Raw genomic sequence first — 14611 nt, forward strand, 5'->3', positions numbered from 1 at the left:
CGTTCAGCGCGGCGGCGGAGTCAGCCATTGCGCTGACATCCCGAAGTTTGACTCTTTGATCTCCTGCTTCGCGATGGCTTGCAGATGCACCTCGTCCGGGCCGTCCGCATATCGCAATGCCCGCGCCCATGTATAGCTGTCGGCCAGCGGCGTATCCGGCGTCATCCCCATGGCACCAAAGACCTGCATTGCACGGTCGGTCACGGCGGCATGCACATTGGGTGCCACTACCTTGATTAGGGAAATCTCACGCCGCGCCGCCTTGGCGCCCACCTGGTCAATCTTCCACGCAGCCTGCAGGGTCAGCAAACGTGCCTGTTCGATCTCAAGCCGCGATTTCGCGATCCATTCCCGGATTACGCCTTGGTCTGACAGTTGCTTGCCAAAGGTTTTCCGTTCTTGCGCGCGTTCAACCATCAGCGACAACGCCATCTCTGCGGCCCCGATTGAGCGCATACAGTGATGGATACGTCCCGGCCCCAGCCGCGCCTGCGCCAGAGCAAACCCGCTGCCTTCTTCGCCCAGAAGATTGCCGACCGGCACGCGTACATCCTTGAACAGCAGCTCGGCATGGCCTTCGGGGTCATGCATATTCAGGATCGTGGGGTTTCGGACAATCTCCAGGCCGGATGTGTTTTTGGGCACGATCACCATGCTTTGCTGTTTATGCCTGTCGGCATTGGGATCGGTCTTGCCCATGACAATGAACATTCTGGTGTTCGGATGGCAGGCATTGGTGATGAACCACTTGCGCCCGTTGATGACATATTCATCCCCCTCGCGCCGGATCGAGGTGGTGATGTTTGTCGCGTCCGAACTGGCCACATCCGGTTCCGTCATCGCAAAGGCCGAACGGATTTCGCCGTTCAGCAATGGCACCAGCCATTCTTGGCGCTGCTCGGGCGTGGCGAACATGTGCAACAGCTCCATATTGCCGGTGTCCGGCGCATTGCAGTTGAACACCTCAGAGGACCAGCTGACCTGCCCCATCAACTCGGCCAGCGGGGCGTATTCCAGATTGCTCAGCCGGGTGCCGGGTTCATCGTCGCGCAAGGAAGGCAGGAACAGGTTCCACAGCCCTTCGGCCCGGGCCAGCGCCTTGAGGTCTTCCATGAATGAGACCGGGAATTTGCCTGCTTCAATCTCTTCCTTATGGGCACGGATGCGAGGGTAGATATGCGCCTGCATAAAGCGTTTCAGCTGCTCGCGGATTTCCGCAGCGCGTGGCGATGGGGCAAAGTCCATGACGGTCCCTTTTCAGAACGTTGCAACACTACGTTGCCTCTGCGGGTACCCTATCCGCACCCACCGCATTTGTGAAAGCTGCCAGTTGGTTTCCAACGGTTTTTGCCGCAAGGTCATTTGAGTTGCGACAGGACTTGCCGGGTTTTGTATCGTCAAGCATGGCCGAGTTAACGACCAAGCTGTTGCGACGACAACCATCACCTGTTGCCCATCACCTTGCAGAGCGATAATCGTCTGATCATATGACCAAAGCACCAAAGCGACGGAGTTCAGGTGTCTGAGCAGCAGATCAAAAAATCGGATGACATTGCGCAGAAACTGTTGACCAGGATTGTCCGTGGCGCATTGAAACCCGGCGAAAAGCTGCGGCAGGACCTGATCGCGCGTGAGTTCGGAGTCAGCCAGGTCACTGTACGCGAGGCGCTGCTGAATCTGGCATCAAAAGGACTGGCCGTCGCTGTACCACGCCGAGGTATGTGCGTGGCGCCAATGGACCAGAACGCCATTCAAGAGCTGCGCGTGATGCGACGCGCGCTTGAACCGGTGGCCTTGCTACATTCCGTTCCAAACCTGACGGCCCAGCAGATTGCCCAGATCGAACAAGTACACGAAGACTGCGACAGCGCCCAAACTGCTGAAGATTGGGAAGACGCCAATCAGCGTTTCCATATGGCCGTCATCGCGGCCTGCAACATGCCGCGCATGATTGACGAGATCAGGAACCTGCAAGTGCTGTACACGTGGCATTTCAACAACCTGTACACCGCCAAATGGCGACCGCGCGCCGATCCGGATCACGCTGCAATTCTGGCTGCCATCAAGGATCGCGATGCGGCCAAGGCGCATTCAGTTATGCAGCGCCACCTGACCCGCCTGCCCTAGGCGGGATCAATCGGGTTTCCGGGCGATGATCCAGGTCGGGTGATAGGTCAACGGAACCCCGTCCTTGCCGCCAAACTGCCGAACATAGTCATTATTGAAGGAAAGCAGGCTCGACTTTGTCCACGGCTTCTGCGCGCGCCCGTTCACTCCGGTTCTGCGCAGATGGTCCAGCACGTCGCGAGGAGAGGAAAACTGCATCTGCTGTTTGGATTCTCCGGCACTGACGACGTTCAGAATACCTTCGACAGCTGCGGTCAAAACCTCCGGTCCACAAAGACCGGGCGCCTTCGCCGCCGATCCAATCTGCACCAGTTCCTGATATTGCAGCGGGCCAAAACCGGAAACCGCCAGCCAGCCTCCGGGGGCCAGCGCCCGCGCGGCCCGGTGCAGGAACGCGGCGGGATCTGGCAACCACTGGATCATTGACGCCGAGGCAATCAGATCCGGTTTCGCAGGCCATGCGACCGTTTCCGCATCACCACACAGAAATCCTGCACCAAAGGACGCGGCGGTCTCATATGCCTCGGGTGACAGATCGTTGACGGTCAAACCATCAAACGCGAACTGCGCGCAAAGCCTTTGGGTCAAATGACCGGTGCCACAGCCAAACTCCAATCCGGACGCAAAATGCGTCGGAGCACCGTCACGTTGCAAATCCTGCGCCAATCGCTCAGCTATCCGCGCCTGTTGGTTGGCAGCCTCGTGGTACGAGCGGAAACTGCGGCTAAAACTACGCTGGACGCGGCTGGTCATCTGGGCATTCATGCGATCCACTCCTGCCAGTTCTGACCGTTGGCAAAGGGTATATGCGCGGTTGGAACAGTTCGGACTGCTTCTTGTTGATCAACCCACGCTGCCTTTTGGGCGGATGTGGAAATGATCCGGTCCCTCAGCGGCATCCAAATCCGGTCGAACCCGGGATCGGGTGCCGGGCCACGTTCGATCACCGCGTGCAACTCTGCTTTTGCCGTGTCGATATCTACTTCGGGCGCCGGGCCTTCCAGCCCAGCTCGGCGGCAGAACTTGGCAAAGCTGGCGGTGCTAAGTTGATCGGCCGTGGCCCGGATCATGTCCGGCGCGATGCCGCGTTCGACATCGGCGGGATGCAAAGTGCCGCTGACCGCGATCAGCCGATCTGGCCGCACCCCCGTTTGTGCCAACCAATGCGCGGCCGAGGCCACGCCAAACGAGAACGCGATCAGGGTGACCCTGTCATAGTTTGACAACTCGCTCAGTGGGTTATCCAAACGGATATAGTCGTCGACGAACAAGACATCCGTATTGCCCTCAAGGCTTTCGAAAGGACCCGGGCCAAGAGCCCAGCCCCCGAAGACCAAAAGCACCTCGGCCGTGCCTGAGCGGGACAACCAGCGCTGTTTCATGACATCCCTCGAACCAGCGATACCATGGCCGAGGTTACGCGGCTTAGCTCATCTGATGAGATGATATAGGGCGGCATGCAATAGATGTTGCGCGCGAACGGTCGCAGCCAGACGCCGGTTTCCAACGCCAACCCATGCGCCACCGACGGGTCGACCCAGCCTTCCATCTCGATAACACCGATGGCACCCAAGACGCGCACATCTGCCACACCGGGCAAGTCGCGCGCCAGAGCCAGCTCCTGCGTCATCTGCGCAGCGATACCCGCCACTTCCGACCGCCAATCGCGGACCGAGAATTGTTCCAGACTGGCCACCGCCGCCGCGCAGGCCAGCGGGTTAGCCATATAGGTGGGCCCGTGCATCATGACGCCGGCCTCGCTTTCCCCAATCCGTCGTGCGACGGTTTCGGTGGTGACCGTGGCCGCCAACGTGATATGCCCACCTGTCAGCGCCTTACCCACGCACAGGATATCTGGCAAAATGTCGGCATGGTGCAGGGCAAACAGCTCACCGGTGCGGCCAAAGCCAGTGGCAATCTCATCGAAGATGACTAGCACGTCATGTGCCTTGCACATCTCATGGGCGCGCTGCAGCCAGGTCGGGTGGTAGAAATACATCCCCCCTGCCCCCTGAACCACAGGTTCAAGGATCAGCCCCGCGATTTGGTCAGCTTTCGCCTCCAGCAACTGTTCCAGTGCATTCAGCCCGTTCAGGTCACCATCCTCGGACCAGTCCTGACCAAAGGCGATCTGTGGGCGCGGCAGGAAATGCTGAACGGACAGGGCGCCCGCAAACAACCCGTGCATTCCGTTGACCGGGTCGCAAACGCTCATCGCCTTCCAGGTGTCGCCGTGATAGCCGCCACGGATGGTGGCGAATTGAGTGCGCCCCCTACGGCCCTGTGCCATCTGGTACTGCACTGCCATTTTCAAGGCCACTTCGATGGCAACCGACCCGCTGTCGCTGTAGAAAAAGCGGTCCAACCCGTCAGGAAGCAGGTTGATCAGTTTACGGCCCAACTCAATCGCGGGTGAATGCGTGAGGCCCCCGAACATCACATGAGGCATCTCATCCAACTGTGCCCGCATGGCACCGATAATGGCCGGGTGACGATGCCCATGCACCGCACACCACCAGGACGACATCGCGTCGATCATCTGCGTGCCATCCTCGGCCGTCAGCCAAACGCCATCTGCCCCGGTGATCAGATGCATCGGGCCGGGTTTCAGCACGTTGGTATAGGGGTGCCACAGATGGTGGGCATCAAACTCCAGCGGTGTCATAAGGCACCTCGGATCGCGTCAATGTCGATGGCAGAGAATGCGTCGGACAGGGTTTCGCGTGAAAGGTTTTCGACGAAGGGCAGCCTGCCCAAATGGCGGATATTGGTCATTTCGGCGATGGTCTGTTCCACGTCCGGCTCTGGGTCGCCAACAAAGGCCACACCAATCACATTGCATCCTGCATTGCGCAACGCCATCAGGGATAGGGTCGTGTGATTGATCGTACCCAGTGCGGTACGCGCCACCAGCACAATCGGGGCCTGCCACTGCGCAATCACATCCAGGAAAAAGACCTGACGGTTCAGCGGCACCATCAACCCGCCCGCGCCTTCAACCACAAGTGGGCCGAGCACCGGCGGCAAGGTCAGGCGGGCCGGGTCGATCTTAATCCCCATATCCTCGGCCGAGAGATGTGGCGAGGCGGGCATGTTCAGCCGATACGCCTCGGGCAGCACCTCGGCACCGGTCAGGGCCTTGACGGTTTCCGAGTCTGTGGCCTCTTCCAGCCCCGACTGCACAGGTTTCCAATACCGCGCGCCAAGGACTGCTGTCAGGCCCGCTGCAAAGACAGTTTTCCCGATGCCCGTATCCGTTCCGACTACGATGACAGGGCTCATGCGGCCTCGCTTTGTTGATGCGCTAGGGTTTCGAACAAGGCGGTAATATTGGCCTGTGAAACATTGCCTGAAATCGAAACCCGTAGCCGCGATGTGCCGCGCGGAACCGTAGGAGGGCGAATGCCGCGCACGTCAAAGCCTTGCGACTGCAGGGTTGCGGCCGTCTGCATCGTGTGCGCTTCGTCCCCAAGAATGACGGGGATGATCTGACTGTTCAGCGCACCCGGCGACACGCCGTTCCGGCGCGCTTCGGCATGGGCATGATGTATTCGAGCGTTCGCCGCCTCGGTCAGTCCGGTGTCTGATTGCAAATGCGCCAGTACAGCCCGCACCAGGGCCGCGTTGAACGGAGATGGCGCGGTCGCAAAAATAAAAGGCCGTGCCCTGTTGATCAGCGCGTCGATCATCAGCCGCGGGCCACAGATCAGTCCGCCCGAAACGCCCAGACCCTTACCGCAGGTATGCAATGTGAGCACTTCGGCCTTCAACCCATGCGCCAGTCCTTTGCCGTGTGGGCCGAAAACACCGGTCGCATGGGCTTCGTCCACGACCAACACCGCGTCCTGCTCCACAGCCAGATCGGACAGCGCATTCAGGGGCGCGAGATCACCCTCCATCGAATAGACGCTCTCCACGGCAATCCAGATTTGACCGGACCCTCCTGCGGAAAGCCAGTCGGCAATAACACGGCGCGCGTCGGCCACATCGTTATGGGCAAAGGCCCGCGTGTCGGCCCGGCCCATACGCATGCCTTCATGAGCGCTGGCATGAACCAGATCGTCATACAGGATCAGATCACCGCCGGCGGGAAGGGTCGAAAAAATCGCCTGATTGGCCTGAAACCCGCCGCCCATGAACAAGGCGGCCTCGGCGTCGAAAAACGCGGCGGCCTCAGCCTCCAACGCCTCATGTTCCGGGTGATTGCCGCGCAGCAACCGCGACCCACCCGATCCCAGCGGCACACCGCGATCCAGCGCCTTTTGCGCGGCACCTTGCAGCCATGCAGATTCGGACAGACCCAGATAATCATTCGAGGCAAAGTCCAGCCCACGCCTCGGGGTCAGCACCCGGCGACGATGCCGGGCGCCTAATGTTTCAAGCATCGAGTTCAGGCGACCCAATGCTTTCATTCCGCAGCTTCCGCGCAGCTTTGCCCGGCCACGGTTTCGGCTTGCAGCCCAAGCTTGGCAAACAGGATCGCATCGGTGTCTTCTTCCGGGTTCTCTGCCGTCAGCAGCGTTTCCCCCACAAAGATCGAGTTCGCCCCGGCCAGGAAACACATCGCCTGATGCTCATCGGTCATGTCGCTGCGTCCGGCAGACAAGCGAACATAGGATTTCGGCATCATGATACGGGCGGTGGCGATCACACGCACGAACTCGATCGGATCGATCGGCTTGGCGTCCGCCAGCGGTGTGTCTTCCTGCGGCATCAGCATGTTGATCGGCACTGATTCAGGTGCTGGTCCCATATTGGCCAGTGTGACCAACATATCGACACGGTCGCCGACCTCTTCACCCATCCCCAGGATACCGCCGGAACACACTTTGATCCCGGCTTCTTGCACGCGGGTCATTGTATCGATCCGGTCGGCAAAGGTGCGGGTGGTGATCACCTCGGGGTAATAACGCTCGGACGTGTCGATGTTGTGGTTGTAATAGTCCAGGCCGGCGTCACGCAGCCGAAACACCTGGTTGTCGTCCAGCATGCCCAGCGTCATGCAAGTCTCCATGCCCATCTCGCGAACGCCTTCGACCATGGCCACCAGCGCATCCATGTCGCGATCTTTCGGTTCACGCCAAGCCGCGCCCATGCAGAACCGGGTAGCACCACCATCCTTGGCCTTGCGGGCCTCGGCCAGCACGCGCTGAACCTCGATCAGTTTCGAGGCCGACAGTTTTGAGCCGTTGCGCGCCGATTGCGAACAATAGGCACAATCCTCGGCGCAGCCACCTGTCTTGATCGACAACAGCTTGGAGGTCTGAATCTTGTTGGGATCGAAATTCTCGCGATGCACGGTCTGCGCGCGGAACAGCAAATCCATTAGGGGAAGATCATATACGGCCTGCGCCGCCTCGCGGGTCCAAGTAGGGGAGGTGTTTTCCATTTTATCGATAATCTATCCAAAACTCCATGCCTAGCTTTTCTAATATCGATAATTGCTCAAACTACAACTTAAATCTAATTCAACAGCGCCGAACCGCGAAGCGTGATCAAAGCCCAGCCACCTGCGGTAAAAGGTAGACTCCTGTTTCAGGGGCACAATTGACCGCAATACGGCAGCCATACGCCTGACTGAGCAAATCGTCGCACAATGTATCCACCGGCGTGCCCTGGCTGAGGATTTGCCCATCCGACAGTAGAATCACATTGTCGGCACACATGGCCGTCAGGTTCAGATCATGCATCACCATGACCACCCCGCCGCCGCTGGCCGCGAAATCCCGAACAATTTGCATCACCTGCAATTGGTGGCCGATATCCAGGCTGGAAACGGGTTCGTCCAGAAACAACCAGCGCGACCCTGTCGGCCCGGTCGGTTGCCACACCTGCACCAGAACGCGGGCCAGTTGAACACGCTGCTGCTCACCCCCTGACAGTTCCTGATAGAACCGCCCTTCAAATCCACCCAAACCGACACGAGTCAGCGCATGCAAGGCAATCCGGTCGTCCATAGCCCTGCGCATACGCCCCATGCGGATCACCTCTAACACGGTGAAAGGAAAGCTCATCGGAGTCGCTTGTGGCAAGACGGCACGAATGTCGGATAGCTCAGCAGCGCTGGTTCGCGCGATATCCCGACCGTTCAACGTAACGGCCCCGTCATGGTCCAGATCGCCGGTCAGCGCGGCCAACAAGGTAGATTTACCCGCCCCCGACGGGCCGACAACAGCAGTCACCTGTCCGGGCTGGGCTGAGAAAAATAGATTGCTTAGGATCGTGCGGCGTCCCCGCTGAACGCTCAGGTCTGTGACAATCAACATGGTCTAAAGGTCCACAATTCCGCGTTGCCTCAACAAAATCCACAGAAAGAACGGCGCGCCGATGACTGCGGTGACAATCCCAATGGGCAGCTCAGACGGCGCGATGATCATTCGGCTGATCAGGTCGGCCAGCACCAGAAGCGCCGCACCCAGAAGGGCCGAATTGACCAGCAGGTATTTGTGATCGGGCCCCGAGGCCAGTCGCAGCAGATGTGGCACCACGATACCCACAAACCCTATCCCACCACTGACGGCCACAGCTGCCCCGGTCGATGCGGCGACGACCAGAATGGAGCAGGTTTTCAGATGTTGCACGCGGATGCCGATATGCCCGGCTGCGGCTTCGCCCAGGGCCAGACCGTTCAGACCCAGCGCCAGAAATGGCGACAGCATTAGGGGGATCAGGATCAACGGGGCCGCAACCATGATCTTGCCCCAACTACTGCCCGCCAGAGAGCCCATGGACCAAAAGGTGAAATCCCTCAACTGCGCGTCATCGGCCATATAGACAAGGATGCCCGTCAATGCCATCGCCAGCGCGGTCAGCGCAATCCCGGCCAGCAGCATCGTTGCAACAGAGGTTCGTCCACGCCGCGTCGCGACCTGGTAGAGCAGCATTGTGGTGATCCAGGCGCCAAGAAACGCTGCAATGGGAACAAGCCATGTTGCCAGCCCGGCGGCAACGGTCAAAGTCCCGCCCAGAACAATCGCACCGACCGCCCCCAAGCTGGCCCCGGCGCTGACGCCAACTATGCCCGGATCGGCCAGCGGGTTGCGGAATAAGCCCTGCAGCACCGCCCCAGACACAGCCAGCGCCGCCCCAACAAGACAACCCATGATCACACGGGGCGCGCGGATATCCAGCAAAACCACCCGGTCCCGTAAGGACAGGTCTTGGCCCTGTGCCATATCAATCAATGCCTGCCACAACGACGTGCCCGCCGACCCCGTTGCAAGCCCGGTCAGCACCACCACACTCAATACAAGGATCAAAACCCAGCTGAGCCGACGCGCGGTTACGCTCCGGTCGCCGTCGATTGTCATCCCGTCAGCGGTTTGGTCAGCCATTGGCGCCGCGCAATCCAGCTGCAAGATCAGAGATGGCCTGCCCGGTGCGCACCGAAAAACCCAACAACAACATGCCATCCATCCGCAACAATTTAGCATTCTGACCTGCCGGTGTGGCCGCAATCGCAGGGTGTTTGAAAACCTCTTCATCTGTCAGGGAAATCTGTCGACCGCTCTCCATCAGCAAGATGACATCGGGGGCTGCTGTAATGATCGCCTCATCCCCCAATGGTTTATAGCCCTGAAACCCCTCAACAGCATTTGTGGCCCCGGCCAGTTCGATAATACCCTGCGCTGCTGTATCCTGCCCTGCGGCCAGCACGCGCCCACCCTGCATTGCCAGTACAAACAGAACACGCTGATCGGCCAATTCACTGTGCGCAGTGGCGGCATCGATTGCGCCGCCAACGCGTTGCGCCAGTGCTTCGCCCTCGTCAGGAACATCCAGCGCCTTGGCAACGGCCTTGATCTTGGCGACAACCGCCGCGCGATCATGGCCCATCGGTATACTGACAAAAGGGATATGAGTTTCGGCCAGAACCTCCAACGTTTCCGGCGGGCCTGCGCCCTCTTCTGCCAAGATCAGATCGGGGCTGACCGACAGCAACCCCTCGGCGGACAAGCGGCGCACGTAGCCTATGTTTGGCAATGCGGCGACCTGCGGCGGATGGTTCGACGTGCTGTCGCGTGCCACCAACCGGTGTTCTTGTCCCAGCGCATAAATGATCTCGGTGATCGATCCCCCGGCCGAGACAATGCGTTGCGCCGGGTCGGCATGCAGACCAAATGCAGATACCAACAGCAACAATCCGGCAAGTTTCAGTTTTGCGCGCACCCGAGTCATGCCGGAACCTCCTCTGGGCGGCCCTCAAGCGACGCAACAAGGTCGTTCCAGATTGCAGCTGAGGCAGGCTCGGCCAGCACGCCAAAGATTTGCAATATCAGTGCACCCTGCGCGTCAAACGCCTCGACCGAGATCGCATCGCCTCGTTTGGTGGATTTCCTGGCCTGCCAGACCTCGGCGATGTGATCGGTTCGTAGGTGCAGGTTAAAGCCAGGATCCAGCACATTCAGCCATGGGCCCATCTGCTTGACCTCCTTGATGGGTCCGGTGTGAATTTCGATGCACCCCTGATTACCAACAAAAACCATGATCGGCAGGCCTGTTTTGGCGGCGCTGTGCAGAATTGTGTCGACGGCCGATATCACCAGAGCCCGCACATATGGCGCCCCGGCCATGCGATAGGCCCCCAACCTGTTCAGCTTGAGCTTGCGAACCATCTGGAGAAACTGATGGGTATCTGTGATTTCATCCCATCCAGCACGCAGACGGTCGGTTTTCTCGGGCTCGACCTTGGCGGGTTCAACCGCTGCGCGCGATTCAACTGTCAGAGTGTCTGACTGGTCCGGCAGTTTCAGGGCCTCGATCACGGCATCCCATTCCTCGATCACAGAGGTATCGCGCAAAAAGACCTTGTGAACCGCATCACCTGCGGCGTCGAAAATCTGAAGGGACAGGCGTTCCGAGCCATCCTCAAGAGTTTTGTGTACAGCAAAGCCGTAAACCCAGTGACGTGGGAACATGCGCAGATCAATCTCGTGATTGGCGATCAGCGCCGCGTGGGGGCCGCCACGGTAATCATCGTAAATCCCCACCTTCTCGATCACGCAGCTTTCGTTGCGAGTCAGTGCCATGACCTCGCCCAATCGGTTCACTAAGGGCATCAGCCGGTCCATGTCGGGGCTTATGCGGGTGGCTCCGTGTCCGACATGCGCGGCCACCAGCTGTGCCTCGGTGATGCCGAGTTGATCCGCCAGATCACGCTCGCGCCGCTTGGGGTTTTCCAACCGCGCAGCACGGATTTCAGAAGGGCTTGGATGGGTCATGGTCGTCTCCACAATGGTATCGAAACGCATTTGGCTGGGACCGAGACGACCGGGCTGCGCGCTGTTTTTAGCTTTCTTTGCCCTTGTCCTAAGCGGTCCTGCCTGTGGCATCAAGGGCACGCAGCATTTTTCTGACAAAAATAGTCTGGTATAGAAAAATCTAATCCGCTAAGGAGCCGCCCACATGGACCACAGCGCGCAGCATCTAGCGCGCAGGCCCGTAGAAACACCCAGCACATCGCGAGGTAGCATCTGAATTTCGCCTGTTTCAGGCGGGTGCATCTCTGACTGCACGATACACATACTGGGGGTTTCAATGAAATCAGCATTAAAGCGGCCTACCGCAAGCGTGGCCCTGACCAGCGCCGTTTTGGCGGCAACGCCGCTATGGGCGCAAGAACAAGAAGACGACATCATCCAACTCGATGACATCATCGTCACCGGCACCGGGCTTCCAACCGAGGTTTTCGACAGCCCGTCCTCCGTCACCGTTGTGGATGCCGGTGAAATCCGCGAAATCCCCCCGGCCTCAGTCGCCAATCTGTTGTCGGATGTGCCGGGCGTTCAGGTGTCCGAGAATGATCTGGATCGTATCCGTATCCGTGGCGAAGATTCGCAGCGCGTCGCCATCCTGCTGGACGGTCAGCGCCTGTCGGATCACAACCGTTATGGAACACCTCTGCTGGTGTCACCCACCGATATCGAACGGATCGAGATCGTGCGTGGTCCTTCATCGGTTGTCTCAGGCAATCGGGCCATCGGTGGCGTCGTGAACATCATCACCAAACGCGGCGCAGACAAACCGGTCGAGGTTTCCGGCACCGCAGGTTACATCGGGTCCAATGACGGCTATCGCGCCGCTGCCAGCATCGCAGGTACGTTCAACGATTTTGACTATCGTCTGTCGTATTCGAAACTGGACCTGAACGACCGCGAAACACCCGACGGTGATCTGGTGCCCTCCAGCAGTGAAGAACACGGCGTGCTGGGCTTTGTCGGATACCGCTTTGGCAACAGCTATGTCGGCCTGCGCGCACAGGATTTCGACGCCTCGACCGAGGTGTTCACCGGCAGCCCGGATGCCAAGATCAACCTGCCCAAACGGGACCTGCGCAAATACAGCGCGTTCTACGAAGGCGAAGACCTGACGCCCTGGATGTCGATGCTGAAGTTCAGCGCTTACACGCAAAAGGTCGACCGCGTGTTCGACAGCGAATTCACCAGCAGCGGCGGGCCGGTCACCACCATTGTCAACGCGGGATCGGACGATGAACAGACAACCAGCGGGTTCGTGGCAACAGCAAACTTTGAATTTGCGCCCGGTCACCGATCGGTCATCGGGCTTGAATATGACGATGACCGGCTAGAGACCACCAAGACCTCTGATATCACGATCATTCCGCCCTTTGGACCGCCCAGCCAAATCAGCGTGCCCTCTTTCACGGATGCGGAAATCCGAACGGCCAGTATTTTTGGACAGCATGAAGCAACCTTTGGCGATTTCGTCGCCACGGTCGGCGCGCGCTACTATAGCGTCGAAAGCGATCTGAACGAACGAACGGTCAACGGGTTTCCGCTGCCGGATGCCAGCAACAGCGATGACCGCTGGCTGGGCTCGATTGGTGCCGTCTACAATCTGTCAGATGACGCCATCCTGCGGGCCAACATCTCGCAAGGTTATACATTCCCGTCCCTGTCCGAGCTGTACCTGTCCACGTCGGCTGGCGGCCAGGTCATCAATGGCAATCCGAACCTGAAACCCGAAACGGCGACCAACTATGAAATCGGTGCGCGCGTGGATCGCGGGAACTTCGTGCTGGATACGGCCATTTTCTATACCGAAGCCAAGGACTACATCACCACCGTGGCCGATCCGGTCAATCCGGCCGAGCTGATTTATGACAATGTCGAAAGCGCAGACAGCTGGGGCATTGAAATCGCGGCCGAGGTTGATCCCGGCTGGGGCGGTGTGCGCCCCTATGTCATCGTGTCGAATGTGACCCGAGAGTTCACCTATTCCAACGGGTTCAGCACCAAAGACAGTGGCACCCCGGAATGGACAGGGACGCTTGGTGTGCGCTCAGACTGGCAGACAGCCAGCTTGACGGGCACCTGGGATATGTTCCTGCGGGGCGAAAGCGCGGCCAAGTTGCGAGACGAAAACGGCAATATCGTCGACAGCGGGACAGCCACCGGCACCAACCCGACCTCGGGCTGGACCACGCTGAACTTCCGCGGCAGCGTGGATTTGACCGAGAACGCATTGCTGACGCTCGAGCTTAACAACATCCTCGACAGGTCCTACCGGGCCAATGACCAGATCCCGGCTGCAAAACGCAATATCAACCTATTCGTCACTGCAACCTTCTGACCCGAAGAACAGCGGGGCCACGGGGTAACCCGGTTGGCCCTGCACACAGGAGAACCTTATGATATCCCGATTGATCCTGTTTATGGCCCTTGCGATGGTACCGGTTGCCCTCGCCGCGCAAGACACCCTGACACCCCCAGCGCCAGAGGTTCTGGTGTCAGGCGACCAGATTGGACCAGCGCAACCAGTTTCGGCTGAACCCAACGAGCCCGTGCCTGGGCACAGCACAGGTGTGGAAACCGCGCAGGATGCCTCGGTCCAGGCGGCCGAGTTTCTGCGCAAAGGCGGACCATCGATCTGGGCCATCGCGGCACTGTCTGTGGTCACCGTTGCCCTGATCCTGTGGAAGATTTGGCGGCTGGCCCTGATCGGGGCATGGTCGAGAGGCAAGGCCGGTCAGGCCGTGGATTTGTTCGAGACTGGGGAGCCCGATGCCGCTGCTACGACGCTCTATGGCCGCCGGGGAATTCGATCCAAGGTGATGAGCCATGCCATCCGGTCCATTCGCACCCTACCCGAAGACCGCGCCCGCGAAGAGGTTTCGCGCGTGGCCAAACGCGAGATTGCCGACGCCGGTACCGGCCTTCGAGCACTAGAGCTGATCGCAACGATCGCACCTCTGTTGGGTCTGTTGGGCACAGTTCTGGGCATGATTGCAGCGTTTCAGGCGCTGCAACAGTCAGGCAACCGCGCCGATCCCTCCCTATTGGCTGGCGGCATCTGGGAGGCGCTTCTGACCACCGCAGCAGGTATGGCCGTGGCCATCCCAGCCTCGGCCGCGCTGACGTGGTTCGAGGCCGTAATCGACCGCATCCGCCGCGATTTGGAAGACGGCGCAACCCGTATTTTCGTATCAGGCAAGCCGGGCAATCTGAAACTGGCTGCCGAGTGA

Annotated in this window: 14 protein-coding genes; 3 read left to right on the forward strand and 11 right to left on the reverse strand. The window is 59.5% G+C overall.

Annotated features, from left to right (window positions below; all coding sequences use genetic code 11):
- Positions 1-3 precede the first annotated feature (3 nt).
- On the reverse strand, positions 4-1245 hold the full coding sequence (locus ACR0DL_RS10165; protein ID WP_170349939.1) for an acyl-CoA dehydrogenase family protein: 1242 nt from the start codon (positions 1243-1245) through the stop codon (positions 4-6).
- A 273-nt stretch (positions 1246-1518) separates the two neighbouring features.
- Between ACR0DL_RS10165 and ACR0DL_RS10170 the strand changes: the two genes are divergently transcribed.
- A complete protein-coding gene (locus ACR0DL_RS10170; protein WP_170349940.1) occupies positions 1519-2127 on the forward strand; it encodes a GntR family transcriptional regulator in 609 nt (202 codons plus the stop codon).
- A 6-nt stretch (positions 2128-2133) separates the two neighbouring features.
- Here the strand turns inward: ACR0DL_RS10170 and ACR0DL_RS10175 are convergent, their stop codons facing one another.
- The 10 genes from ACR0DL_RS10175 to ACR0DL_RS10220 all read right to left on the reverse strand — a co-directional run bounded on the left by ACR0DL_RS10175 (position 2134) and on the right by ACR0DL_RS10220 (position 11348).
- Positions 2134-2892 carry a methyltransferase domain-containing protein gene (locus tag ACR0DL_RS10175; RefSeq protein ID WP_170361764.1) on the reverse strand — a complete coding sequence of 253 codons (759 nt, stop codon included), beginning with the start codon at positions 2890-2892 and terminating at the stop codon, positions 2134-2136.
- Complete coding sequence (locus ACR0DL_RS10180) at positions 2889-3509, reverse strand: pimeloyl-ACP methyl esterase BioG family protein (protein WP_480688934.1); 621 nt, start codon at positions 3507-3509, stop codon at positions 2889-2891. Before ACR0DL_RS10180 ends, ACR0DL_RS10175 begins: the two co-directional genes overlap by 4 nt.
- Entirely contained in the window at positions 3506-4792 is a 1287-nt protein-coding gene (gene bioA, locus ACR0DL_RS10185) for an adenosylmethionine--8-amino-7-oxononanoate transaminase (RefSeq protein WP_480688936.1), read from the reverse strand. The genes ACR0DL_RS10180 and bioA overlap by 4 nt, the downstream gene beginning before the upstream one ends.
- Positions 4789-5409 carry a dethiobiotin synthase gene (gene bioD / locus ACR0DL_RS10190; RefSeq protein ID WP_480688938.1) on the reverse strand — a complete coding sequence of 207 codons (621 nt, stop codon included), beginning with the start codon at positions 5407-5409 and terminating at the stop codon, positions 4789-4791. The genes bioA and bioD overlap by 4 nt, the downstream gene beginning before the upstream one ends.
- Positions 5406-6539 carry an 8-amino-7-oxononanoate synthase gene (locus ACR0DL_RS10195; RefSeq protein WP_480688940.1) on the reverse strand — a complete coding sequence of 378 codons (1134 nt, stop codon included), beginning with the start codon at positions 6537-6539 and terminating at the stop codon, positions 5406-5408. The genes bioD and ACR0DL_RS10195 overlap by 4 nt, the downstream gene beginning before the upstream one ends.
- Positions 6536-7516, reverse strand: a complete 981-nt coding sequence (bioB, locus tag ACR0DL_RS10200; RefSeq protein ID WP_170349946.1) for a biotin synthase BioB — start codon at positions 7514-7516, stop codon at positions 6536-6538. The genes ACR0DL_RS10195 and bioB overlap by 4 nt, the downstream gene beginning before the upstream one ends.
- Before the next feature lie 106 nt (positions 7517-7622).
- Positions 7623-8393, reverse strand: coding sequence for a heme ABC transporter ATP-binding protein (locus ACR0DL_RS10205; protein ID WP_480688942.1), 771 nt, complete (start codon positions 8391-8393; stop codon positions 7623-7625).
- Between the two features lie 3 nt (positions 8394-8396).
- The gene (locus ACR0DL_RS10210; protein ID WP_480688944.1) at positions 8397-9461 is read right to left on the reverse strand and encodes a FecCD family ABC transporter permease; all 1065 of its coding nucleotides are present in this window, start codon (positions 9459-9461) and stop codon (positions 8397-8399) included.
- Positions 9454-10305, reverse strand: a complete 852-nt coding sequence (locus tag ACR0DL_RS10215; protein ID WP_480688946.1) for a heme/hemin ABC transporter substrate-binding protein — start codon at positions 10303-10305, stop codon at positions 9454-9456. Before ACR0DL_RS10215 ends, ACR0DL_RS10210 begins: the two co-directional genes overlap by 8 nt.
- A complete protein-coding gene (locus tag ACR0DL_RS10220; RefSeq protein WP_170377008.1) occupies positions 10302-11348 on the reverse strand; it encodes a hemin-degrading factor in 1047 nt (348 codons plus the stop codon). The genes ACR0DL_RS10215 and ACR0DL_RS10220 overlap by 4 nt, the downstream gene beginning before the upstream one ends.
- 316 nt (positions 11349-11664) lie before the next feature.
- Here ACR0DL_RS10220 and ACR0DL_RS10225 point away from each other — a divergent pair, with 316 nt between their 5' ends.
- Together ACR0DL_RS10225 and ACR0DL_RS10230 are read left to right on the forward strand one after the other, a co-directional pair.
- Complete coding sequence (locus ACR0DL_RS10225) at positions 11665-13719, forward strand: TonB-dependent receptor (protein ID WP_170349951.1); 2055 nt, start codon at positions 11665-11667, stop codon at positions 13717-13719.
- A 58-nt stretch (positions 13720-13777) separates the two neighbouring features.
- On the forward strand, positions 13778-14611 hold the full coding sequence (locus ACR0DL_RS10230) for a MotA/TolQ/ExbB proton channel family protein (RefSeq protein ID WP_170349952.1): 834 nt from the start codon (positions 13778-13780) through the stop codon (positions 14609-14611).

The sequence above is a fragment of the Ruegeria sp. BB5 genome (genome assembly GCF_056539405.1).